The 23,940-nt window shown below is 73.7% G+C and carries 15 protein-coding genes; 7 read left to right on the top strand and 8 right to left on the bottom strand.

Annotated elements, in window-relative coordinates; genetic code table 11:
• Positions 1 to 4: 4 nt before the first annotated feature.
• The 5 genes from ACH34T_RS23060 to ACH34T_RS23040 are packed head-to-tail and all read right to left on the bottom strand — an operon-like array spanning position 5 to position 10,557.
• Entirely contained in the window at positions 5 to 766 is a 762-nt protein-coding gene (locus ACH34T_RS23060) for a glucose 1-dehydrogenase (protein WP_395994282.1), read from the bottom strand.
• Positions 766 to 1,797, bottom strand: a complete 1,032-nt coding sequence (locus ACH34T_RS23055) for a Rieske 2Fe-2S domain-containing protein (protein WP_395994281.1) — start codon at positions 1,795 to 1,797, stop codon at positions 766 to 768. Before ACH34T_RS23055 ends, ACH34T_RS23060 begins: the two co-directional genes overlap by 1 nt.
• Positions 1,794 to 5,129 (bottom strand): amino acid adenylation domain-containing protein, encoded by a 3,336-nt coding sequence (locus ACH34T_RS23050; protein WP_395994280.1) that lies wholly within the window; start codon positions 5,127 to 5,129, stop codon positions 1,794 to 1,796. Before ACH34T_RS23050 ends, ACH34T_RS23055 begins: the two co-directional genes overlap by 4 nt.
• On the bottom strand, positions 5,126 to 6,388 hold the full coding sequence (locus ACH34T_RS23045) for a pyridoxal-phosphate-dependent aminotransferase family protein (protein ID WP_395994279.1): 1,263 nt from the start codon (positions 6,386 to 6,388) through the stop codon (positions 5,126 to 5,128). Before ACH34T_RS23045 ends, ACH34T_RS23050 begins: the two co-directional genes overlap by 4 nt.
• Entirely contained in the window at positions 6,385 to 10,557 is a 4,173-nt protein-coding gene (locus ACH34T_RS23040) for an amino acid adenylation domain-containing protein (protein ID WP_395994278.1), read from the bottom strand. The genes ACH34T_RS23045 and ACH34T_RS23040 overlap by 4 nt, the downstream gene beginning before the upstream one ends.
• A 368-nt stretch (positions 10,558 to 10,925) precedes the next feature.
• On the opposite strand from ACH34T_RS23040, the gene gntD reads away from it, so the two are divergent.
• From gntD to ACH34T_RS23025, 3 genes are read left to right on the top strand one after another with little or no spacing between them, the layout of a single operon-like run.
• A complete protein-coding gene (gene gntD, locus ACH34T_RS23035; RefSeq protein ID WP_395994277.1) occupies positions 10,926 to 12,017 on the top strand; it encodes a guanitoxin biosynthesis L-enduracididine beta-hydroxylase GntD in 1,092 nt (363 codons plus the stop codon).
• A gap of 14 nt (positions 12,018 to 12,031) precedes the next feature.
• Complete coding sequence (gene vioD / locus ACH34T_RS23030) at positions 12,032 to 13,180, top strand: capreomycidine synthase (RefSeq protein WP_395994276.1); 1,149 nt, start codon at positions 12,032 to 12,034, stop codon at positions 13,178 to 13,180.
• A 37-nt stretch (positions 13,181 to 13,217) separates the two neighbouring features.
• Positions 13,218 to 14,234, top strand: coding sequence for a TauD/TfdA family dioxygenase (locus tag ACH34T_RS23025; protein WP_395994275.1), 1,017 nt, complete (start codon positions 13,218 to 13,220; stop codon positions 14,232 to 14,234).
• Between the two features lie 21 nt (positions 14,235 to 14,255).
• On the opposite strand, the gene ACH34T_RS23020 is transcribed toward ACH34T_RS23025, so the two are convergent.
• The 3 genes from ACH34T_RS23020 to ACH34T_RS23010 form a co-directional block, all read right to left on the bottom strand.
• Positions 14,256 to 15,944, bottom strand: coding sequence for an ABC transporter substrate-binding protein (locus ACH34T_RS23020; protein WP_395994274.1), 1,689 nt, complete (start codon positions 15,942 to 15,944; stop codon positions 14,256 to 14,258).
• A gap of 116 nt (positions 15,945 to 16,060) precedes the next feature.
• Positions 16,061 to 17,017, bottom strand: coding sequence for a chlorinating enzyme (locus tag ACH34T_RS23015; protein WP_395994273.1), 957 nt, complete (start codon positions 17,015 to 17,017; stop codon positions 16,061 to 16,063).
• Between the two features lie 22 nt (positions 17,018 to 17,039).
• Positions 17,040 to 17,393 (bottom strand): acyl carrier protein, encoded by a 354-nt coding sequence (locus tag ACH34T_RS23010; RefSeq protein WP_395994272.1) that lies wholly within the window; start codon positions 17,391 to 17,393, stop codon positions 17,040 to 17,042.
• A gap of 425 nt (positions 17,394 to 17,818) precedes the next feature.
• On the opposite strand from ACH34T_RS23010, the gene ACH34T_RS23005 reads away from it, so the two are divergent.
• From ACH34T_RS23005 to ACH34T_RS22990, 4 genes are read left to right on the top strand one after another with little or no spacing between them, the layout of a single operon-like run.
• Positions 17,819 to 18,043, top strand: coding sequence for an MbtH family protein (locus ACH34T_RS23005; protein WP_395994271.1), 225 nt, complete (start codon positions 17,819 to 17,821; stop codon positions 18,041 to 18,043).
• Entirely contained in the window at positions 18,040 to 21,327 is a 3,288-nt protein-coding gene (locus tag ACH34T_RS23000) for an amino acid adenylation domain-containing protein (protein WP_395994270.1), read from the top strand. Before ACH34T_RS23005 ends, ACH34T_RS23000 begins: the two co-directional genes overlap by 4 nt.
• Positions 21,328 to 21,346: 19 nt before the next feature.
• Positions 21,347 to 22,885 (top strand): argininosuccinate lyase, encoded by a 1,539-nt coding sequence (locus ACH34T_RS22995; RefSeq protein ID WP_395994269.1) that lies wholly within the window; start codon positions 21,347 to 21,349, stop codon positions 22,883 to 22,885.
• Positions 22,882 to 23,910 carry a hypothetical protein gene (locus ACH34T_RS22990; RefSeq protein ID WP_395994268.1) on the top strand — a complete coding sequence of 343 codons (1,029 nt, stop codon included), beginning with the start codon at positions 22,882 to 22,884 and terminating at the stop codon, positions 23,908 to 23,910. The genes ACH34T_RS22995 and ACH34T_RS22990 overlap by 4 nt, the downstream gene beginning before the upstream one ends.
• The last annotated feature ends 30 nt before the right edge of the window (positions 23,911 to 23,940 follow it).

The following is a 23,940-nucleotide window of genomic DNA, read 5'->3' as shown; positions in this document are numbered from 1 at the left end:
ACGGTCACATGACGATGCCGCCGTTGGGGCTGAGCACACTGCCCACGAAGTACCCGGCGTCGTCGGAGGCGAGGAAGCAGATGGCGGCCGCGATCTCCTCGGGCCGCCCCCACCGCCCGGCCGGGATCGCCGCCGCCACCCGCGGGTCGTAGGCGGTCGGACTCGCCTTGAGCATCGGTGTCTCCGTCATTCCGGGCGCCACCGTGTTGACCGTGATGCCGTGGCCGATGAGCTCCCGGGCCAGCGCCCGGGTCAGCGCGAGCACCCCGCCCTTCGCGGCGCAGTAGTGGACGAGCCGCGCCTCCCCGGTGAACGCGAGGTCGGAGGAGATGTTGATGATCCGGCCGCGTCCCCTGGAGACCATCCCGGGGACGGCGTACTTGCAGCAGAGGAAGCAGCCCTTGAGGCTGGTGTCCACCACCCGGTCCCATTCCCGCTCCGGCAGGTCCACGCAGTCGTGCCTGGAGAGCACGCCTGCGTTGTTGACCAGGACGTCGACGCCGCCGAGCCGATCGCCGATCGCCGTCACCATCCGCGCGACGGCGGCGGCGTCGGTCACGTCGGCCTCGAAGGGGGCCGCCCGCCCGCCCGCGTCGGTGATCTCCGCCGCGACCCGGGCCGCGTCGTCCGGGGTGCGGTGATGGTTCACCGCCACGGCGGCGCCGTCGCGTGCCAGCGCGCGGGCCGTCGCGGCGCCGATCCCGGTGGCGGCGCCGGTGACCAGCGCCACCCGCCCGGTCAGCCGCTGCGCGGGGGCCGCGGTCATCACACCGCTCCCACCGGCCGCGACCGGCCGGCCCGGGCGAACTCCGCCAGCAGGTCCGCGTACGCCAGCCGGTAGGCGATCCCGTACCGGTCCGCACGGGTGTGGGCCTGGCCGTGCACGTCGAGCGGCGCCTCGCGGGGCCACTGGTTCTCCACGATCGGATGGTCCTCGGCGAAGATCTGCCGCTCGTACTCCCACATCTCCGGCAGCGACACGCCGTGCGCGCCGGCCACGACGTCGTCGATCCCGACGACCCAGAACTGCCGCACGGTCCGGCCGTCCGCGCTGATCGGCGTGGCGAACTGGGCGACGAGCCGATGGCCGCCGTCCGGGAACCGGGTGCGGATGTAGGCGAACATCGGGAGGCTGACGTGGTAGGTGAGCGTCTGGCCGGCGCCGAGGGCCTGGTTGCCGTCCAGCGCCGTCCCGCCCAGGTCGGTGGAGAGTTCCCATTCGAGTTCGAACCCGTCGCGCCGGACCTTGTAGGGGGCGACCTCCCGGCGCACGTTCGGCCCCATCGATCCCTCGTGCACGAACGGGAAATGCGCCATGTCACGGAAGTTCTCCGTGAGCTGCCGCATGCCGCAGCGCAGGTCCACCGGACGCCCGTACCCGAACTGCCAGCCGGGCGCGCCCGCGCCGGGCAGTTCCGGAAGCGGCCGGAACGGCTGCTCCAGGCAACTCCACACATGCCCGTAGGCGCGGACCGCCGGGTACACGGTCAGCACCGCGGGCGGGGGCGACGCGCCGCGGGGCAGCGACGGGACGGCGACGCAGCGGCCGGTTCCGGCGTCGAACCGCCACCCGTGGTAGGGGCATTCCAGGGTCCCGCCGCTCACCCGGCCCTGCCACAGGGCGGCGCCGCGGTGCGGGCAGGCGGCGTCGGCGACGCGCACCTCGTCCCCGGCGCGGAAGACCACGAGCGGGACGTCGAGGATCCGGCCCTCGACCGGGCCGTCGTCCAGGTCGTCGGCGCGGGCGACCGGGAACCAGGTGTGGCGGAGGAACCGGTATTCGAGGTCGTCCATCATCGCCGCCGCGCCTCCTCCTCGTCCGCCTCCTCCGCCGCGTCCGGGCCGAGCGTTCTGGGGCGCACGGCGGGGCCGGGCGGCGGGTCCAGGTCGTCCAGTGCCGTCTCCGGGGAGGCCAGCGACGCGCTGAGCACCGCGCAGTACTCCTCGGCGACGCGCGCGGCCGCCGCCCGGCCCAGCGCGGAGGTGCGGTACTCCACCCGTCCGGCGACGCCGTCGGCGCGCTCGATGAAGATCAGCGACAGGTCGAACTTGGCCGTGCCGGTCGGGATGTCGTCGACCGGGCCGAGCCGGATGCCGGGCCAGGCGATGTCCGCGGACGGGTCGCGCTGCAGCGCGAACAGGATCCGGAAGGGGTTGCGCCGCAGCGGCCCGGCGCCGAGCCGCTCCATCACCTCGTCCAGGGGCACGTCCTGGTGGGCGTAGGCGTCGAGCGCGTCCTCACGGACCCGGGCCAGCAGCGTGCCGAACGAATCGTGCCCGCCGACGCCGGCGCGCAGGACCGCGGTGACGATGAACAGCCCGATCACGTCGGCGGCCGCCGGCACGGTGCGGCCGGCCATCGGCGTCGCCACCGCGATGTCGCGTTCGCCGGACCACCGGTGCAGCCACGCGACGTAGGCCGTGAGCAGGACCATGTACGGGCTGGCGCCGCGGGTCCTGGCGAACTCCCTGACCTGGTCGAACAGCTCGGGCGGCAACCAGAAGTCGTGCACCGCCCCGTCGTACTCGCCGGCGGACGGGAGCCCGCCCGACCCGTCCGGGATCGCCAGCGGTCTGACGCCGGCCAGCCGGGACGTCCAGTACCGCATGCCGTCGTCGAGGTCGGCGGGCCGCCGGGCGCTCTGGTACCGCACGCTCAGGTCGGCGTACTGGGGCCGGTGCGCGTCCCGGCCCGCGTAGGGGTCGCGGTAGAGCGCGCCGAGCTCGCCGAGCAGCAGATCCAGGGAACGGACGTCGAACACCAGATGATGCACGTTGCAGACGAGCAGGTGGTCGTCGTCGGCGAGCCGGACCAGCAGGAAGCGCAGCAGCGGACCGGCGGCGACGTCGAAGGGCCTGCACCCCCACGCCGCGGCCAGTTCCCGTGCCCGTCCGGCCCGACCGGCGGGGTCCGGCAGGGAGCGCAGATCGACCTCGTGCCACTCGGGGACCTCGGCCTCGCAGGCGACCTGCACCGGACGGCCGTCGAGCTCCGGGAACGCCGACCCGAGCACCTCGTTGCGGCGGACCAGTTCCACGGCCGCGCGGCGCAGCGCCGCGGCGTCCAGCGGGCCCCGCAGCCGGCACTGCCACGGCGAGTTGTTCGCCGGGCTGCCGGCGAGGAGCAGGCTGAGCAGCCACATCCCCTGCTGCGCCGGTGAGACCGGGCCGATCACGGGTCGTCCGGCCGCCTCGGTGAGCGCCGCGCCGGCGAGCAGCCGTTCCCGCCGGAGCGCGGCCGTTCCGTCGGGGAGATCGCGCGCGGCGGCGTCCCGGACGGTCACGGCGACGCGGCGGACCGTCCGCGCCTCGAACACCGCCCGCGGCGTGAGCCGCACGCCGAACGCGGCCTCGACGGCCAGCAGCATCCGGGTGACCAGCAGCGAGTCCCCGCCGAGCGCGAGGAAGTCGTCCGTCGCGCCCACCCGGTCGAGGCCCAGCAGATCGGCCCAGATGGCGCACAGACGTTCCTCGTCCGGTCCGTCCGGGGCGGCGTAGGGCTGATCCAGCGGCGGCCGGGCGCGGCCCGGCGCGGGCAGGGCGGCGCGGTCGACCTTGCGGTGCGCGGTCAGCGGCAGCGCGTCCATCCGGACGATCGCGGACGGCACCAGGTACGACGGGAGGCGACCGGCGAGGAAGCGGCGCAGCTCCGGCGCCGTCACCGTGCCGGGGGCGGCCTCGACGTAGCCGACCAGCCGCCGGCCGTCCGGTGTCTCCGGCGCCGTGACCACCGCGCGGGAGACGTGGTCGTGCTCCTCGATCGCGGCCTCGACCTCGGCGGGCTCGACCCGGTAGCCGCGGATCTTGACCTGGTCGTCGGTGCGGCCGAGGAACTCCAGCCGCCCGTCCGCGCGCCGGCGGACGAGGTCGCCCGTCCGGTAGAGCACCTCGCCCGGCAGGCCGGAGAACGGATCCGGGCCGAACCGCTCGGCGGTGAGGTCGGGCCGGCCGAGGTAGCCGCGGACGACCGAGTCCCCGCCGACGTACAGCTCGCCGGGCTCCCCGTCGGGGACGAGGCTCATCCGCTCGTCGGCCACGTACAGGCGGGTGCCGGCGATGGCGCCGCCGATCGGGGGCCGCTCGTACCGGGAGGCGTCGGCGGGCGGGATGGTGCAGTAGGTGGCGGTCGCGGTGGTCTCGGTCGGGCCGTAGACGTGGACGAGCGGCAGGCCCAGCCGCCGCCAGAGCGCGTACGCGCCCGGCGTGCAGCGTTCACCGCTCATGCCGACCATGCGCAGCGACTCCGGCGCGGGCCGCCCGGTGCCGGCCAGGTGCCGGACGAGCACATCCCACAGCGCCGTCTGGACGATCACGTGCGACACGCGGTGCGCGGCGATGGTGCCGAGCAGCTCGGAGATCGACGACAGGGCCGCCCGGTCCGGCGGGAAGACCGCCGTGGCCCCGCGGGTCAGCGGCGGGAACAGTTCCTCCAGCGAGGCGGAGAACGACGCCGACGCCGACATGAGGAACCGGTCGCCGGCGCCGAGCCGGAACTCCTCCCCGGCGGCGGCCGCGAGGTTGGCGAGGCCGCGATGGGTGACCAGCGCGCCTTTCGGACGGCCGCTCGAACCGGAGGTGTAGATCACCGCGGCCAGCTGCGCCGGATGCGGCGCGGGCCGTGGACGGGCACGACCGGACGCCGGATCGACGCCCTCGACGCCCACGCCCTCGACACCCACGCCCTCGACACCCGCGCCTTCGACGTCGACGCTCTCGATCCGCTCGACACCGGGCGGCACCCGATCGCGTACGGCGTCGTCGGCGATCATGAGGGTGATCTCCGCGTCGGCGGCGATGTGGGCGAGCCGCTCGGCCGGATAGTCCGGGTCCAGCGGGACGTAGGCCCCTCCCGCCTTCAGCACCGCCAGCATGGCGACGAGCAGTCCGGGACGGTGCCGCAGCATGAGCCCGACCCGCTGCTCCGGGCGGACCCCGAGCTCGGTCAGGTGCCGGGCGAGGGCGTCCACCCGGCGTGCGAGTTCGGCGTAGGTGAGGGCGCGGGCGGTCCCGTCGACGGCGATCGCGTCCGGCGTGCGCCGGGCGACCCGGTCGATCGTGACGGTGACCGGCGTCTCGCACGCCGGGGCGGGCCGGGTGGGCGCCGTCTCCGCTCCGCACGTGGCGGTCATCGTCCACCTCGCGCGCTCGTGGCGAGCACGGCCGGTTCCGGCGCGCCCATGCCAGCGGCCTCCAGGGCGAGGTCGCCCGCCTCGCCGGCGGCGCCGAGGCCGGGCACGGCACCGGAGTGCCGGGCGGTGGCCTCCACCGCCGCCGCGACACCGGCCCCCGCGGGTATCGGGACGGCCAGGGAACGCAGGGTGAGCTCCAGCGCCGCGATCATGGTGATGACGTCCAGGGCGTCGACGTACCCGCAGTGGCCGAGGCGGACGACACGGCCCGCGAGCGGCCCGTGCCCGCCCACGATCTGCGCTCCGTACCGGTCCCCCATTTCCAGCACGATCTGGTCGGCGTCCACCCCGTCCGGCATGAAGACCGTGGTCACGGCCGCGCTCCTGTCGTCGTCGGGCGACAGCGTCGTCAGCCCCATCGCGCGGACGGCGGCCCGGGTGACGCGGCCGAGCACCAGATGCCGGTGCAGGACCCGCTCCAGCCCCTCCTCCCGCAGATGGCGCAGCGCGGCGTCCATCTGGACGAGCAGGGTGATGGCCGGCGTCCACGGGCTCTGCGGGACCTCGCGGTCGAACGCCTTCCACGCCGCGGTCCAGTCGAAGTAGAAGCGGGGCAGCCCGGCGCGGCGGTGGAAGTGCCACGCGCGTTCGCTCAGGCTGGCGAACGCCAGGCCCGGCGGGGTCATGAGCGCCTTCTGGCCGCCCCCGACGACCACGTCCAGGCCCCAGTCGTCGGTGCGCAGGTCGCAGGCGCCGGCCCCGGACGTGGTGTCCACGATCGACAGGACGTCGCGGGTGACCGCGCCGAACCCCGCCATGTCGTTGACGACGCCGGTCGACGTCTCGGAGTGCACGGCGACGGCGGCCACGATGGACGGGTCGCCGTCCAGGACGGCCGCGACCCGCGCCGGAGAGATCTCGTCGCCCCAGGGCGCCGACAGCTCCACGACGTCCAGGCCGAACACGCGGCACAGGTCCACCCAGCGGGCGCCGAACGCGCCGTTGTTGAGCACCAGCACGCGGTCCCCCGGGGAGAACAGGTTCTGGATCGCGCCCTCGAACGCGCCGGTCATGCTGGAGGTGAACACCAGCACGTCGTTGCGGGTGCGCAGCACCTCCCGCAGCCCGTCGATCACGCGGACGAACAGCCGGGCGAACCGGGGGGTGCGCTCGTCCTCCAGCGGCCAGGTCGCCGCCGCCGTGACCTCCGGCGGCAGCGGGGTAGGCCCGGGGACCATCAGGCGATGCTTGTATCTCATCGGGTCTCCTCCATCACAGTGGCGGTCATCGCTTCCGGGGGCACGGGGCGGTCGGCGGGTTCCGGGTGGCCGGCGGGTTCCGGGTGGCCGGCGGGTTCCGCGAGCGCCCGGCGGACGAGGGCCGCCGTCTCCGTGAGGATCGGCGCGCGCATGCAGCCGTAGTGGTCGCCGGCGACGCGGCGGGTGCGCAGCGTCCCGGCGATCTCGTCCGCCCAGCCGTCGGTCATGGCGCGGCCGTGCACGGGCTTCGTGCCGTCCGCGCTGATCAGCGTCACCCGGCCGCGGTACCGGCTCGCGGGCCGGTAGGCGGACATGGCCCTGGTGTGCGCGGCGAACACGGCCGCCGCGCGGCGCAGGTACGCCACCTCGGCGGCGTCCGCGGCGAGGCCCGCGGAGCGGATCCGGTCGAAGACGAACGGTTCACGCCGCCGCGCCGGGAGCCGCCGCAGTTCTTCCGCGGTGATCCCGAGGTCGGTGCCCGTGCCCTCGGCGAGTTCGCGGACGAAGTCCTCCAGCACGTCGCTCTCGTCGAGCGTCACCGACCGCAGCACCGCCGGCGACGCGCTGTCGATCATGATCACGTCCGGGGTGAACCCGCGGTCCTGGCACTGCCGGGCCATCTCGAACGCGATGACGCCGCCCATGGACCAGCCCGCCAGCGCGTACGGGGGTTCGAGGCCGGCGTCGCCGAGCGCCTCCAGGTAGGCGGAGGCGATCTCGGGTATCCGCTCGCGCGGGGCGGACCCGTCGGCGAGGCCGGCCGCGGACACCCCGTAGACCGGGCGGCCGCCGCCGAGAAGGTCGCGCATCGGCGCGTAGCACCACACCGTGCCGCCCACCGGATGGATGAGCACCAGGGGCGGCCCGTCGCCGCCGTCTCGCAGGCACGTCAGCGCGGCCGCCGGCCCGGCCCCGGCGGACGGCGCGCCACCGGAGGTCCGGTCGACGAGGTCGGCCAGCGCCTCCAGCGTCGGGTACTGGAACAGGTCGGCCGGAGTCAGCTTCAGGCCGAGTGACACCTCCACCTCGGCGGTCAGCCGGAGCACGTCGAGCGAGTGCCCGCCGAGGTCGAAGAAGCCGTCGCCCGCGCCCACGCGGTCGACGCCGAGGACCGTGCACCACGCCTCGGCCAGCCGCGCCTGGGTGCCGGGGCGCGGCGGCACGTACGCGCCGGACGCGCGGCGCGCGTCGCCGGGGGCCGGAAGCGCCCTGCGGTCGATCTTGCCGTTCGGGGTCAGCGGGACGGCGTCCAGGACCGTGATCGTGTCCGGCACCATGTACGCGGGGAGCCGTCCGGCGGCCGCCTCGCGCAGCCGGGCCGGGTCGCACGCGGCGTCCGGCTCCGCGACGACGTAGCCGGCGAGCCGCCGCCGGCCGCCCGGCGGATCGTGGACCACGACGACGGCCTGCCGCACCTCGGGCTCGGCGGTGAGCGCCGCCTCGACGTCGCCGGGCTCGATCCGGTAGCCGCGCAGTTTGATCTGGTGGTCGAGGCGCCCGAGGCATTCGATCTCGCCGCCGGGCAGCAGGCGGGCGCGGTCCCCGGTGCGGTACATGCGGGCACCGGGCGCGCGGCCCGTGACGTCGGGCCGGAACCGGTCCGCGGTCAGGTCGGGTCTGCCGAGGTAACCGCGGGCGAGGCCGTCCCCGCCGATGTAGAGCTCGCCGGGCACGCCGACGGGCTGAGGGCGCAGATCGTCGTCCAGCACGTACAGGTAGGTGTTCGCGGTCGGCCGCCCGATCGGGACGCGCTGCGGCGCGTCGTCCACGACCCGGTGGTGGCTGGCCCACACCGTCGCCTCGGTCGGACCGTACAGGTTCCACAGCTCGTCGAGGCGCGGCGCCAGGTCCGCGGCGAGATCGGGAGGCAGGGCCTCGCCGGTGGAGATCCCGCGCAGGCCGGGCGAGCCCGTCCAGCCGGCCTCGATCAGGAGCCGCCAGGTCGCGGGGGTCGCGTCCAGGACGGTGACGGCGTGCCGGTCGAGCAGGTCCCGGAGGACGGTTCCGTCGCGTGCCTCGTCCTCGGTGGCGACGACGACGTGCGCGCCGACGGTCAGCGGCGCCACCAGCTCGTACAACGAGATGTCGAAGATCGCGGTGCTGACCGCCAGCAGCGTGTCCCCGCCGCTCAGGCCGGGGGTGTCGCGCACGTACCGGACGAAGTTCCGCAGCGCCGAATGCGGGATCTGCACGCCCTTCGGCCGTCCGGTCGATCCGGACGTGAAGATGGTGTAGGCGAGCCCTTCGGCGCGCACCGCCGGAACCGGGACGGCGTCGTCGTGCTCGGCGATCACCGGGTCTTCGACGGTGGCATCGACGGTGATGACGTCGACGCCGGAGCCGGCGAACCGCGCCGCCGAATCCGCGTCGGTGATCAGCGCGTCCATCCCGGTGTCCTCGATCATGACGGCGAGGCGCTCGTCGGGGAAGCCGGGGTCCAGCGGCACGTAGGCGCCCCCGGCCTTCAGCACCGCCAGCATGGCGATGGGCAGTTCGGCGCCGCGGCGCAGGCACACCCCGACCGGCGCCTCCGCACCGATCCCGTGGTGTCGCAGCCGGCGGGCGAGGCGGTCCGCGCGGCCGTCCAGCTCCGCGTAGGTCACCGTCGTGCCCCCGGCGGTCAGCGCGGGCGCGCCGGGGACGCGTGCCGCCTGCTCGGCGACGAGCTCGTGCGCCAGGCCGGGTGACGGCCACACCCGCCGCGTGTCGTTCAACCGGACGAAGGCCGCGCGGTCCGCGTCGCCGAAGGCGGTCAGCTCGCCGACGGGCGCGTCGGGACGGTCCAGCACGGCGGCCAGCAACGCCCGGAACACGCGCCCGGCCTGGTCGACCGTCGCGCGGTCGAACAGGGCCGAGTTGTACTCGACGGTGATCGACGCGGTGCGGCCCGTGGTCGTGACGGCCCAGGTCAGGTCGAACTTGGCGGTACCGGTCCAGATCTCGTCCACGGACTCGACGGTGATCCCCGGGACCGCCGCGGGCGGCTCGTCCCCCTCCTCCACCGAGAACAGCGTCTGGTACAGGGGGTTGTGGCTGAGGTCGCGATCCAGATGGAGCCGCCGGACGAGCTCGTCGGTCGGCACGTCCTGGTTGGCGAAGGCGCCGAGCGCGACGCCCCGGACCTGGCGCAGCAGGTCGCGAAAGGTCATGTCCGGGGTGACGCGGGTACGCAGCGGCAGCGTGTTGACGAAGAGTCCGATGAGATCGCGCAGGTCGGCGCTGGTACGGCCGGCGAACGGCACCCCGACGGTCAGGTCACCGAGCCCGGTGAACCGGTGCAGCAGCAGGTCGAACACGCCGAACACGGTCATGAACAGGGTGGCGCGCTCGGACCTGCCGAACTCGCGCGCCCGGTCGACGAGCGCGACGTCCAGCGGCAGCGTGACGGTCTCGCCGCGGTAGGCGTTGACCGCCGGTCGCGGACGGTCGGTCGGCAGCTCGACGACGGGCGGACCGCCGGCGAGGTGATCCGTCCAGTAGTCGATCTGGCGGTCCAGCGCACCGCCGTCCAGTTGCGCGCCATGGCGTCGCGCGTGCGCGCCGTACTGGATCGGCAGCGGCGCGAGGTCCTCGGGACGGCCCCGCGTGTACGCCGTGTAGAGCGCCCACAGTTCCTCGGTGAACACCTTGGTCGACCAGGCGTCGAAGACGATGTGGTGCACGTTCACCACGAACGCGGACCGCCGGTCGGGCAGCCGGACCAGGTGGCAGCGGACGAGCGGCCCCGTGTCGAGCCGGAACGGACGGGCCGCGGCGTCACCGGTGATCCGGTCGAGCCCGGCGGCCCAGTCCGCGCGTCCGCGCAGATCTGACTCGTCCCATTCGGGCGGCAGCTCCGCCGCGACGACCTGCACCGGGACGCCGTCGTCGTCGACGATGCGGGTGCGCAGCACCTCGTGGCGCCGGACGACGGCCTCCGCCGCGCGGCGCAGCGCCGGAACGTCGAGGTCGCCGCTGATCCGGTACATCCACGGGACGCTGTACAGGGCCGTCGGCCCGATCAACCGGTCCAGGAACCACATGCCCCGCTGCACCGGCGACAGCGGATGGCGTCGCGGAGCGGCGGCGTCCTCCATCCGCTCGATCATCTCCAGCAGCCGCCGGCGTTCCTCGTCCGGCAGGGCGCTGATGCGGCCCTCGATGGCGCCCGCCGTTCTCGGCTCGGTCAAGACCATCCCTCCTCGGTTCGACGCCGCGCGGGACCGGTCCGGCGGCGCGCGGGACCGGTCCGGCGGCGCGCGGAGCGGATGACGCGCGCCGCGGTTTCGGCCGGCCGTTCACGGATGCGCCACCTCGCCGGTCGCGGTCGTGTTCGTCCGCGTCGTCCTGGCAAGCGTGTGCACGGCGGCTATCGGCCGGCTTCCGCCGCGATATCGCGGCGCCGCGCGGTCCTCGCGGGAGCGGTCGCCGCCGCGACGGCCCTCGCGGGCGCGGCGGCCACCCGACAGGGCGCCGGAAGCCGGACGATATCCGCCCGTCGCAGCGTGAGATCCGGAAGGTACGAACGCGCCCCCCAGACACAGGTGAGGTTCGGAAGATGAGTGATGATGCGGCCGGCACGGTCACCGGGACAGCCGCCGGGACGGCGACGATCGACGCCGAGCCGCGCCGCGGCGGACTGCTGGGCTTCGATCTGTCTCCCGGGGACGCCCGGCGGTTGATGGGCCTGGCCCGCTTCTGCGCGACGCGGTTCGCCGGCGTCGCCGACGCCGACTTCCTGGGTCGCGTCTCGTTGCTGACGCACGACATGCCCCAGTCCGTGCGGGAGTTCGCCCAGGTCGCCAGGCTCGACGCCCGCAAGCACGCCGTGCTGATCAGCGGCAACGACATCGACGACCTGGCCATCGGCGACACCCCGCTGCGCTGGCGGGACGCCGACACCGAACGCAGCCGGCCGTACGCGTTCCTCGCCATGCTCTACGGCGCGCTGTTCGGCGACGTGATCGGCTGGGCGACGCAGCAGAACGGCCGCCTGGTCACCGACGTGGTCCCGACCCCGGGCGAGGAGCACGGCCTGGTCAGCTCGTGCAGCGAGAGCCCGCTCGGCTGGCACACCGAGGACGCGTTCTCGCCGTACCGCGCCGACTACGTGGGCCTGCTCTGCCTCCGTTCGCCGGAGGAGGTCGGCACCACGATCTCGTACGTCGACCCGGAGGACGTGCCGGACGAGGTCGCGGCCCTGCTCCGCCAGCCCCGGTACGTGATCCTGCCCGACTCGTCCCATGACCCGGACCACAACTCGGCGGCCGGGGACGAGGTGACGGCCTCGGCGTTCGGGAGGCTGTCGGAGATGCGCTCGGATCCCCCGAAGGTGGCGGTGCTCAGCGGCCATCCCGAGGCGCCGGTGCTGCGCATCGACCGCGACTTCGTCGTCCCGGCCGAGGGCGACGCGGCGGCGGCGCACGCGCTGGCCTGGCTCGTCGACCATCTGGACGCGCACACCTACGACGTCGCGCTGCGCCCCGGTGACATGTGCTTCATCGACAACCGCAACGTGGTGCACGGCCGCAGGGCGTTCCGCGCCCGGTTCGACGGGCGGGACCGCTGGCTGAAGCGCGTCAACGTCGTCACCGACCTGCGCCGTACGCTGCCCGGCCGGGTGTCGGTCGCCAGCCGCGTGATCGGCTGAGGGGACGGCGGGCGATGAGCGCACCGGCCGCGAACCTGCGGGGTATCGAGCCCGCGCTGCTGGAGGACTGGCTGCGCGACCGCTACTTCACCGCGAAGATCGACATTTCCTGCTCGGGGGTCCGCGAGTACTCCCTCGGCGAGCTGCTGCGGCTCACCGACCTGGACCATCCGGCGCTGGAGGGCGTCGAGTTCCGGGACGCCCCCTCGCTGGGCGGCGAGCGTCCGCGCGCGGCGGTCGCGAACCGGTACGCGCCGGGCCGCGCCGACCGCGTGATGATGACCAACGGGTCCAGCGAGGGCATCTTCCTGGCGCTCGCCGCGCTCATCCGGCCCGGCGACGAGGTGATCGTGCCGCGGCCCGCCTACCAGTCGCTGACGTCCATCGCCGCCGCTCTCGGAGCGCGGCTGCGCGTCTGGGAGCTGCCCGCCGGCGACGGCTTCGCCGCGGACCTCGATCGCCTGACCGCGCTGATGAGCCCCGCGACACGGATCGTGGTGGCGAACTTCCCGCACAACCCGACCGGCACGACGCTCGGCCGCGACGAGTACGAGCGGCTCGTCGAGCTCGTCGCGCGGCACGGATGCCATCTCTTCTGGGACGGCGCGTTCGCCGAGCTGGCGCACGACGCCCCCGCCCTGCCGGATCCGGTGAACGACCTGGAGCGTTGCGTGTCGTTCGGCACCCTGTCCAAGGCGTTCGGGTTCCCCGGCCTGCGGGCCGGGTGGTGCTTCGCGCCGCCGGAGCTGCTGACCGAGATGGTGCGGATCCGCGACTACCTGACGCTCGCCCTGTCGCCGCTGAACGAGGCGCTGGCCGCGGCGGTCATCGAGCACGCGGACGCCGTCATCGGACCGCGGCTGGCCGAGGCGCGCCAGGGGCGGGAGATCCTGCTCGCCTGGGCCCGCGACAACGGCGACGTCGTCTCGCTTCCGCCGCCGCGCGGCGGCGTCACCGCGTTCCCGAAGATCATCGGCCTGGACGACGTCACCGCGCTGTGCGCGGACCTGGCGACGCACGCCGGCGTGCTCGTCGTCCCCGGCGCCTGCTTCACCCACCCCGACCGCATGCGCATCGGTTACGCCGTGCAGGACGACCACCTGCGCTCCGGCCTCGCCGCGGTCACCACGGCGATCCATGACGCGGTCGCCGCGCGACGCTGAGCGATCCAGATCCCGAGCCGACGTGAAAGGGCCGCCGATGTCAGCACCGCCCACCCTGGCCGCGCAGTCGGAGGGAGCCGCCGCAGCGGGACCGCCCGTCGTCCAGCTGAACGCCGCCGATCCGCACGCCCAGGCCGAGGCGCACCGCGCCGAGCTGCGCGCGATGGTGCGGGAGCACGGTGCCGTCCTCGTCCGCGGCCTCCGGATCGCCGACGCGGAGGACGCCCGCCTGGCCTGCTCGGCGATCGGCGTCGAGCCCGTCACCGAGCGCGAGGGCTTCGCGCCGCGCTCCGTCCTCGGCGACCGGATCTACTCGTCGCTGGAATGGCCGCCCGACCAGCCGATGTGCATGCATCACGAGCTCAGCTACGCGGACACGGTGCCGTCCCTGCTGATCGTCATGTGCCTGGTCGCACCGGCCGGCGGCGGCGAGACCGCGCTGGCCGACGCCACCGAGGTCCTCGCGGCGCTCCCGGCCGAGCTGACGGAGGAGTTCGCACGCACCGGCTGGCTGCTCGAACGCAACTACCACGCGACGCTGGGCATGACCTGGCAGCAGGCGTTCGGCACCGAGGACCCGCAGGGCGTCGAGCGCTACTGCCTGGCGCACGGCGTCGACGTCGAGTGGCGGGCGGACGGCGGGCTGCGGACCCGGCAGCGGCGCGACGCGATAGTCCGCCATCCGCGGACGGGCGCACGATGCTGGTTCAACCAGATCGCGTTCTGCAACCGGTGGACGCTCGACCCGGACGTCCGCGCGTACCTCACGATGGAGTTCGGCGACCGCGGCCTGCCGTTCGACACGTTCTACGGGGACGGCCGCCCGCTCACCCCCGGCACGGTCGAGACGATCAACGCCGCCTATGACGCCCACACGCGGCGCGTCCCCTGGCGGGCGGGCGACATCATGATCATCGACAACATCCGGACCGCGCACAACCGCGAGCCCTACCGGGGCGACCGGCGGATGGCCGTGATCCTCGCCGACCCCATCCGGCCCGTTCCGGGGGGTGTGGGGGGTCGTCCCCCCACAGGGGACCGGACCGGCCGCTGACCACGGCCACCCGTCCATCCGTTACCAGTCCTTCGTGTCATCCAGCCGGATGTGCGTCGGGTCTCCGATGTGGCACGGGTACCCGGTGAAGCCGCGGACGCGGGACGCGCGCAGGGTCACGCTCTTCTGGAAGAGGACCGGGATCACCGCGACGTCGTCCAGGATCCGCAGTTCGGCCTCGCGGCACAGCTTGCCGGCGTGCTCCGGCTCGGACGCCGTCGCGGCGGCCTCAAGGAGCCGGTTGACGGACGCGTTCCGGTAGTAGCCGTACACCACGCCCCAGGTGGGGTCGTCGCGGTTCAGCCCCGCGCTGTAGAAGTGCGGCTGGAGGTAGGTGCGCGCGTTGTTGCCCTGCCAGTCCGGCAGCCAGCCCTGCGCCATCAGGTCCCATTCGCCGCGGCGCGCGTTCTCCGCGTTCTCCAGGACGTCCGAGTAGAACTCGGCCGGCGGCACCGCGCGCAGCCGCACCTCGATCCCGGCCTGGGCCAGGCTGTCGCGCACCGCTCGCGCGACGGCCGGATGGCTCCCGCCTTCGCGGTGGAGCATCGTGAGCGACAGGCCGTCCGGGTAGCCCGCCCCGGCGAGCAGGGCGCGGGCCCGCCCGGGATCGGCGGTCGCGTCGGGGTCGTCCGCGCCGCCAGGACCGCCCGGTGCGGCCACGGCGCCCCATGGGGGCAGCAGGCGCCCGGTGACCTCGTTGATCGGTGCGCCGCCGTAGATCTCCGCGATCCGGTGCTTGTCGAGCGCGGCGCGGATCGCCCGGCGCACCGCCGGCCTGCCCGTGGCGGCGCCCGAGTTCGGGCTGACGAGGTTGAAGACCAGGCACGGGTTCAGCATGCCGTGCGCGACGGCCTCCAGCCGGGGGTCGCCGTCCAGCTCCGCGATCAGCTCCGCCGAGGGCGACAGGTCCCACAGCAGGTCCGCGGCGCCGGACAGCACCCGCGCGGTGGCCTCGTCCCGGCTCAGGCCCTCGATGACCTCGATCCGGTCGACGTGCCGGCCGCGCACGTCGTCACCGTCCGGGCGCCAGGCCGGGTTGCGCTCCATGCGGAGCCCGGCGCCCGGCTCGTAGCGCGCGAACCGGTACGGGCCGTTCGAGATGATCCGCTGCTCCAGTTCGGGGCTGGCCGGGAGATGGTCGAGGTACTCCCGGGGGACGGCGGAGGCGGACGGCAGGGTGAGGATGTTCAGGAAATCGGGTGTGGGCTGGTCGAGGGTGAACACGACCGTGCGCTCGTCCAGCGCCCGCACCCCCTCGACGTCGTTCTCCAGGTACCCGGCGATCCCGGCGACCGTCGGCGGGCACGCCCGGAAGCCTTCGGCGAAGTCCCGCAGCCCGCGAATCGATCCGGTGAAGTACGACAGCAGCGGCGCGGGGGCGATCGGATTGCACATCCGCTTGATCCCCCGCACCACGTCGTGCGCGGTCACCGGGCGCGGTGGCGCGGTGTCCCACAGCACGCCGTCCCGCAGGGTGAACCGGTAGACCGTCGCGCCGTGGTCGACGCCGCCGTTGGAGAGGGTGGGGACGGAGGCGGCCATGTCCGCGACGATCCGGCCGGCCGTCCCGATCTCCCTGGTGGCGGGATAGGTGACGAGTTGCCGTGTGTAGGCGCGTTGCAACGCCAGGGTGGAGGTGTAGTTCGCGCACGCGGTGTCGAGATGGTCCACGTCACCGCGGCCCGCGTAGCGCAGCGTTCCGCCGCTCATGTTCCGCCTTTCGTTCGGTGCCGCCCGTGCTCGGGGCGGCCTGACGCGAAATGAGCCCGCCGCCGCCTCCGGATCGCATATCGCGGGAGGCGCCGGCGAGCTTGCGTTGAAGTGGGTCACCTGGTGTGGAACGGACGGCCCCGGGTCGTCGTCGTGGCGATGGGGTTGTGGCCGTAGGCGTCGACGCCGCTGACCAGCACCGCGCCGTAGCGGTCCAGCGGCACGCTGCCGCCGTACTCCTCGATCACGTCGGTGTCCGGGTAGAGGCGCACGCACGTCGGGACGTACCGCGACGCGAACGCCATGCGCATCTCGTCGGTCTTGCCCGCGTGGGGGTACGAGGCGTGCATCAGGGTGGAGGAGAACATGATCGCCTCTCCCGGACGCATGATCATCGGTACCGCCCTGGCCTCGTCGGGCTCGAAGTCGGGGTCGATCAGCAGATCGCGGTAGTCGTATCCGAAGAAGCCTCGCTTCATCCCTCCCTTCTCCGTGCTGTTGATCGCCTCCGGGTCGTACCGCATGGTCTTGTCCTCGTCGTAGACCATCTGCTCGTGCGTGCCCGGAATGAACTGAAGGCAGGCGGTGTCCTGGTTCACCTCGGTGAAGGCGGTCCAGACGGTGAGCGTCCCGCCGTATTCCTTCAGCTCGTCCGGCCAGACGATCTGCGGCTTGCCCGAGGCGTTGGCGAAAGTGTCCGCCTGGTGCCAGTCGGTGCCTTCGTCACCGGGGTACTTCGGGAAGAACTCGGTTCGCCAGCACAGCAGATCCGGGCCGAAGACGCTGGACACCCGGTCGACGATCTCCGGCCGGCTGATGTGGTCGGCGAGGGCGTCGGAGTCGAGGTGCCGGTCGTAGTTGGCGATGTTGGTGTTCCCGGCCTGTGCGCGTTCGTCGTTGTATATCGCGTGGCTGCGGTCGAGCAGCCGCAGCCGTTCCCGCCGCCAGAGCCGTTTTGCCTCCTCGACCTCGTAGACCTTGAACGGACCGAAGTATCCGTTGGCCTTGAAGAAGGCCAGCTCCTCGTCATTGAGCGCGAATTTCCGCTCGGTCACCGTTTCCCGCACTGTCATTTTCCCTGACCTCCGTCCCGCGTCACGCGTCCGCTTTCCCGGCCGCCTCCACGCACGCCGCCAAGCGGCTCGCGGACGCGGTGTCACCCAGCTCGACGCCGGTCAGCTGAGTGCCGAACCGACTGTTCACCTGCAACAGGACGCGGATCAGACCGAGCGAGGTGACCCCCGCGTCGAAGAAGTCGTCGTCCGGCCGGATGTCGTCCCGCCCCAGCACGTCGTGGACGATGCGGAGCACCTCGGGCGCCGGGCCCGCCTCCCGGCCCGTTTCCGGGTCGGCCTCGGGGCCCGCCATTCGCGTGGCGACGGCCCCGATCGTTTGATCGGCCATTGCGTTCTCCTCCATTGCGTCGTGCCGTTGCGTCGTGCCGTCCATGCCGGATCGGTCGCCGGATGCCGTTCGATGACCGCCGGCGGTGCATCACAGCGGCAGGCTCAGCCCCAATGCGTGTTCTTGTCGTCGTCCGCGTACATGTCCTGTTCCTTTCGGCTGGAGCAAATTCCGAGAGTTGCTCTGTTGACCGGGCATCTGTGGCTTGGTGCCACTTCTTACCTGCCTGGCCAGCAGATAACAGGACGGTTTCAGTCGCCTATCGGCGCGCCACTGCCGCGCGGGCCGGGCGCCCGGTGAAATCCCGCGGCGGGGCGCCGTTCGCCGCCGACGCGCGCGTCCGGGGCGCGCTTTCGGGGGCCTCTCCGTGATCGGCGGACGGTGCTGATGGCGGCTCGAAAGGCGCCCGATAGGACGGTCCGCGACGGTGTGCGGCAGGAAGCCCAACGCAGGAGGCGGGTGAACACGAGATGGCCGATTCCGCTACGACCGACCGCGCCTACCGAGTGGTCGTCAACGACGAGCAGACCTATTCGATCTGGCCGGTCGCGCGTGAGCTGCCGCCGGGCTGGGCGGCGGAGGGCACCGCCGGCGACAAGGACGTGTGCCTCCGGCACATCCGCGAGGTCTGGACGGACATGCGCCCGCTGAGCCTGCGCCGCGTGCTGTCCGGCACGACCGAGGAGGACGTGTGACACAGACGATGGCCGGACCCGCCGTTCCCGTGGCCGACCCGGCGCCCGGCGTCACCGCCGCGCACCGGATGATCCCGCGCTGGCGCGCGCTGGACGCGCCCGCAGCCCAAGGCTGGGGTCACCACGAGGTCCTCCTGCCCGCGGGCACGACCGCCGCCTTGGAGCGCGTCGCCGCCGAGCGCGGCCACGCGCTGGAGGACCTGCTGCTGGCGGCGCACCTGAAGGTGCTCGGCGTGCTGTCGCAGGAGCGCGAGGTCGTCAGCGGCTACGTCCCGCACACGGCCGGCGAGCGCACCTCCGGCACCGTGCTGCGGTGCACCGTGGCCGACGGAACCTGGGCCGAGCTGACGGCCGCCGCCGTGGCGGCGGCCGGCGCGCGCACCCGCTGCACGAACTGCGAGGCCACGCTGGACCTGTCGTGCCTCGACCGGCCCCGCGGGGACGAGCCGCGAACCGCCGGTGGCCTCTGGCACCTCACCGTCCTTCGTGACGACACCGTCCTTAGTGGCGACCGCGAGCTGCTCCTGCGCGCCCGCCACAGGCTCGACCTCATCGACCGCGCCCACGCCGAACGCCTCCTCGGATACTTCCGGACCGCGCTGGTCCTGCTGGCCCGCGAGTTCGACCGGCCGCACGACCGGCACGTACTGCTGCCGCAGGAGGAGATCCACGCTCAGGTGGACGGCCTGGCCGGGCCGGCCGAACCGGCGCCCGGCGCCTCGTTCGACGAGCTTTTCCGGCGCCAGGCGGCCGACCGTCCGGACGCGACCGCGGCGCGGCACGGTGACCTGCGGTGGAGCTACCGCGACCTGGACGCCGCCGCGGACCGGGTGGCCGGCGCGCTGCTGCGGAGCGGCGTCGCCCCCGAGGACGTCGTCGCCGTGGTCATGGACCGCCATCTCGACTGGCTGGCGGCGATCATCGGCGTGCTGCGCTGCGGCGGCGTCTACCTGCCGGTACGGCCGGACTTCCCGGCGGAACGGGTGGCCGCGCAGCTGCGCCGCAGCCGCTGCCGGCACGCGCTCGCCGACGCTCCCGGCGCCGAGGCCCTGGCCGCGGCCCGCGCCGTGGCCGGAGAGGAGTGCGCCCTCGTCACCCCCTCCGGCGACGACGCCACCCCCCGGGACCTGGACGCCGTCCGTCCCGACGGCCTCGCCTACGTGTACTTCACGTCCGGTTCCACCGGTGAGCCGAAGGGGGCCATGTGCGAACACGCCGGGCTGGTCAACCACCTGTTCGCGAAGATCGCGGACATGGGGGTCGGGCCGGGCGACGTCGTCGCGCAGACCGCGTCGCAGTGCTTCGACATCTCGCTGTGGCAGGCGATCGCGCCGCTGGCCGTCGGCGCCAGCACCTACATCGTCGACACCGGCACGCTGCTGGAGCCGGACCGGTTCATCGCCGAGGTCGCGGCGCGCGGCGTCCACGTCCTGCAGCTCGTGCCCTCCTACCTGGACACGCTGCTGTCGCACGTGGACCGCCACCCGGTGGACCTCGGCGCGGTCCGCTCCGTCTCGGTCACCGGCGAGGCGCTGAAGTACGAGCTGGTGCGCCGCTGGTTCGCGCGGTTCCCGGGGATCACGCTGGTGAACGCCTACGGGGCGACGGAGGTCTGCGACGACACCATGCACGAGGTGCTGTCCGCCGTCCCCGAGCGCGACTTCGTGCCGGTCGGCCGGCCGCTGCGCAACGTGCGGGCGTACATCGTCGACGACCGGCTGCGGCCGGTGCCGCTCGGCTCGCCCGGCGAGATCGTCTTCGCCGGGATGAGCGTCGGGCGCGGCTACATCAACGACCCGGAGCGCACCGGGCAGGCGTTCGTCTCCGATCCGCACCACCCCGGCGAGCGGATGTACCGGACCGGCGACTACGGCCGCTGGCTGCCGGAAGGCAAGATCGAATACCTTGGCCGCCGCGACGAGCAGGTGAAGATCCGCGGGTTCCGGATCGAGATTGGCGAGATCGAGAGCAGGATGCTCGCGATCGCGGGGGTGCGCGAGGCGACCGTCGTGATCGTCGCGGGCGAGGGCCGGGACGCCGGGCTCGTCGCCTTCTTCAGCGGGGAGCCGTCCGTCGACGGCGCCCGGCTGCGCGACCGGCTCGCCGAGGCGCTGCCCGAGTACATGCTGCCGGCGTACTGCCACCGCCTGGAACGGCTGCCGCTGAACGAGAACGGCAAGGTCGACAAGCGGTCGCTGACCGCGCTGGCGGCGGCGCTCGGCCACGCGGACGCGCCGTACGCGGCGCCGCGCACCGACGCCGAGATGCTGCTGGCGACCGCGTGGGCGGAGGTGCTCGGCGTCCCGCTGGAGCACATCGGCCGCGACGACGACTTCTTCGGCCTCGGCGGCACCTCCCTCGCCGCCGTCCGGCTGGTCGTCAAGGCGGATCGCCGCGTGTCGCTGCAGCAGATCATGGACAGCCCGGTGCTGCGCGACCTCGCCGCGGAGATGGAACGGCCCGGCGGGGACGGCGCGGGCGGCGCCGGGGGAACGGCCGGGCGGCGGATGCTCCAGCGGCTCACCGCCCCCGACGGGACCCGCACGGCCACGCTCGTCTGCGTCCCGTACGCGGGCGGCAACGCGATCAACTTCCAGGCGCTGGCGCGGGAACTGCGGGAACGCGATCCCGGTGTCGAGGTGTACGGCGTGGAGCTGCCGGGGCACGACTTCGCCGACGGCCGTCCCGAGACCGAGGTGGCCGAGATCGCCGGGATCCTGCGCGACGAGATCGCCGCGCTCGGGACCGGACCGATCGTGCTCTGGGGGCACGACGCGGGCGCCGCGCTCGCCGTGGGCGTCGCCCGCCTGCTGGAGGACGGCCGGCACGACGTGCGACGCGTCTTCCTCGGCGCGCCGCCTCGGCTGGACGCGGAGCGGATCGGAGCCGAGTCGGCGGCGATCGCGGCGCAGAACGACCAGGAGATCGTCGCCCGGCTGCGCGACGCCAGCGCGTTCGTCATGCTCGACCACCTCAACCACGAACGGGTCGCGCTGGTGGCCGCGGCCGTCCGGCAGGACGTGGGAGCGGCGGGCCGGTTCCTGCGCGCCGCCGTGGACCGGCCGGGCGAGCACCGGCTGCGCGGCCGGATCGACCTGGTGACCGCGGCGGACGACGCCCGGTCCCCGGACGCGGCGGAGCACCAGCGCTCCTGGCTGCCCCTGGCCGAGCTCGGGGTCTGCGCGCACGTGATCGACCAGGGCGGCCACTATTTCGTCCGCACCCAGGCCGCCCAGGTGGCGCGGATCATCCGCGCCGCGCTGGACGACCCCACCGGCGGCTGAGGTAGCGGAAATGTGTGCCATGTCCGGTCTCCCACGCGGGGACGAACGGCCCGGCGTCACGGCGCTGACCGGCCGTATCGGCGCCGATCCCGGCGCCGTCATGACCCAGGAGGTCCTGCGGCCGCAGTTCGACTACGAGGTCCGTCACCTGCTCCCCTGGTACGTCCGGCTGGAGCAGGTGCTCGTCCTCGAATACCTGCGGATGGACCTGATCAGCGCCGCCGACGCGCGCGCCGTCGCGGCCGCGCTCGCGTCCGTGACCGGACCGGCGATGGCCGGCGGCGCGGCGGACGCCATGACCGACGCCGCCTTCACCCTCGAACGCCGGGTGGCCGCTCGCGTCCCCGAGCTGCCCGCCCGCTGGCACGTGGACCGCAGCCGCAACGACCTCCAGGCCTCCGCGCAGATGCTGCACTTCCGGGAACGCCTCCGGGTTCTCGCCGAGACGCTGCTGTCCTTCGCGACGCGGCTGCACGACCTGGCGGACCGGACCGTCGAGATGGTCATGCCGGGCTACACGCACCTGCAACCGGCGCAGATCATCAGCCCGGCGTTCTATCTGACCGCCGTCTCCGCCCAGGTCCTGCACACGGCGCACCGGCTCGAAGCGGCCTACGACTCGGCCGACCGGCTCCCGCTGGGCGCGGGCGCGATGGCCGGTCAGGAGCTGGCATGGGACCGGGACGTCATGGCGCGCCTGCTCGGCTGCGCGGCGCCGCGCGAGCACGCCCTCCAGGCGGTCGCGGGCCGGGACTGGGCGCTGGAGTCGGTGGCGGAGATCTCGAACTTCGGCGTCGTGATGAGCCGGTTCGTGACCGACCTGATGACCTGGGGCGGGGCGGGCCACCAGTTCATCGACCTGCCCGACGAGTGGTCCGGCATCTCCTCGGCGATGCCGCAGAAGAAGAACTTCCCCGTGCTCGAACGCATCCGCGGCCGCACGGCGCGGCTGTCCGAGGCGTATCTGGGCGTCGCGCTGGCGCAGCGCTCCACCCCGTACAGCAATGGCATCGAGGTCTCCAAGGAGGCGGGGAGCGCGGTCGCCGACGCGTTCGACCGGGCGGAGTCGGTTCTGCGGCTGCTGACCGGGGTAGCGACCCATCTGACGTTCCGTGACGAGATCATGAGAGCGGCCTGCCTGCGGGAGCACTTCGGAGGATTCACGCTGGCCAACCTGCTGACGCTGCACGAGGACCTGCCCTGGCGCGAGGCGCAGATTGTGGCCGGCGCCTTCATCGTCGCCTCGGTCCGCGCCGGGCGCCCACCGGACCGTCCGGACGCCGCCCTGCTGAGCGCGGTGGCACGGCGGCACGGGCACGCCGTCCGGCGGCCCGGGCGGTGGCTGGACGAGGCCTTCGACGTCGACCGTGCGCTGCTGACCAAGCGATCAGCGGGGTCGACCCGTCCGGACGCGGTCCGGGAAATGCTGGCCGGACAGCGTTCACGCCTGGCCGGGCAGCTCGACCGCTGGCGGGAACGCCGGCGACGTGTGGACGCCGGCCTCGCCGAGCTCGACCGGCGCCTGGCCCTCGTCCCGGCGGAGGGAGCGCGGCCATGACCACGGGAGAGACGGGCACGGCCGGCGGGACGTCCGGCACGCTCATGACCACCGTCCCCTACTCGGGGGTGACCGGCGTCAGCACCGCCTTCGGCACCTTCGGTGAGCTGCTTCAGGGGACGCTGCCGGAACGCGACGGCGACTTCCTCGTGACCCTGCCGGTCGCGCGCTGGTCCCAGGTGACGTTCTGCGGCGACGCCGGCACGACCGAACTGCGGGTCGTGCCGAGGGTGAAGACGAAGGCGCTGCGGCTGACGCGGATGATCCTGCGCAGCGCCGGTATGGCCATCGGCGGGACGCTCCGCGTGGTCAGCGACCTGCCGGAAGGCAAGGGCATGGCCAGTTCCTCGGCGGACCTCGTCGCGACCGCGCGCGCGGTGGCGAACGCCTGTGACCTGGAGATGCCGCCGACCCGCATCGAGGCGTTCCTGCGCCGCATGGAGCCGACCGACGGGGTCCTCTATCCGGGCGTCGTGGCCTACCACCATCGAAGCGTCCGGCTCCGCGCGTATCTCGGCTCCCTGCCGCCGCTCGCGATCGTGGCCCTCGACGAGGGCGGCTCGGTGGACACGGTCGCCTTCAACCGCATACCGAAGCCCTTCACCGCCGCCCAGCGCGCCACGTACGCGGACCTGCTGGACCGGATGGCGACGGCGGTGGCCCGCGGCGACCTCGCCACGATCGGCGCGGTGAGCACGCGCAGCGCCGAGCTCAACCAGGAGCTGCAGCCGAAGCGGACGCTGGACGCGATGGTCGACATCTGCGCCCGGCACCGCGGCGCCGGTGTCGCGACCGCGCACAGCGGCACCATGGTCGGCGTCCTGCTCGACCCGTCCGATCCGGCCTACTCCGACAAGATCATCAGCATTGCGGCCGAGTGCCGCGAGCTCGCGGGCAACGCGAGCCTCTTCCACACGCTCACCTTCGACGACGCACGACCACCCGAGCACGGGCCGGGCGGCGCCGGACAGCGGTCCCTGACCCCCTGGGACGCCCGGCGGCCGCGGGCCGACGACGTCGCATGACCGACAGGAAGACAAGGAGGCGGAGGCAGC

Origin of the sequence: Actinomadura sp. 9N215 (assembly GCF_044326345.1) — a bacterium.
GTDB lineage: Bacteria > Actinomycetota > Actinomycetes > Streptosporangiales > Streptosporangiaceae > Spirillospora.
Note: the sequence above shows the minus strand (reverse complement) of the source record. Positions and strands in the feature narration are given on the sequence as shown.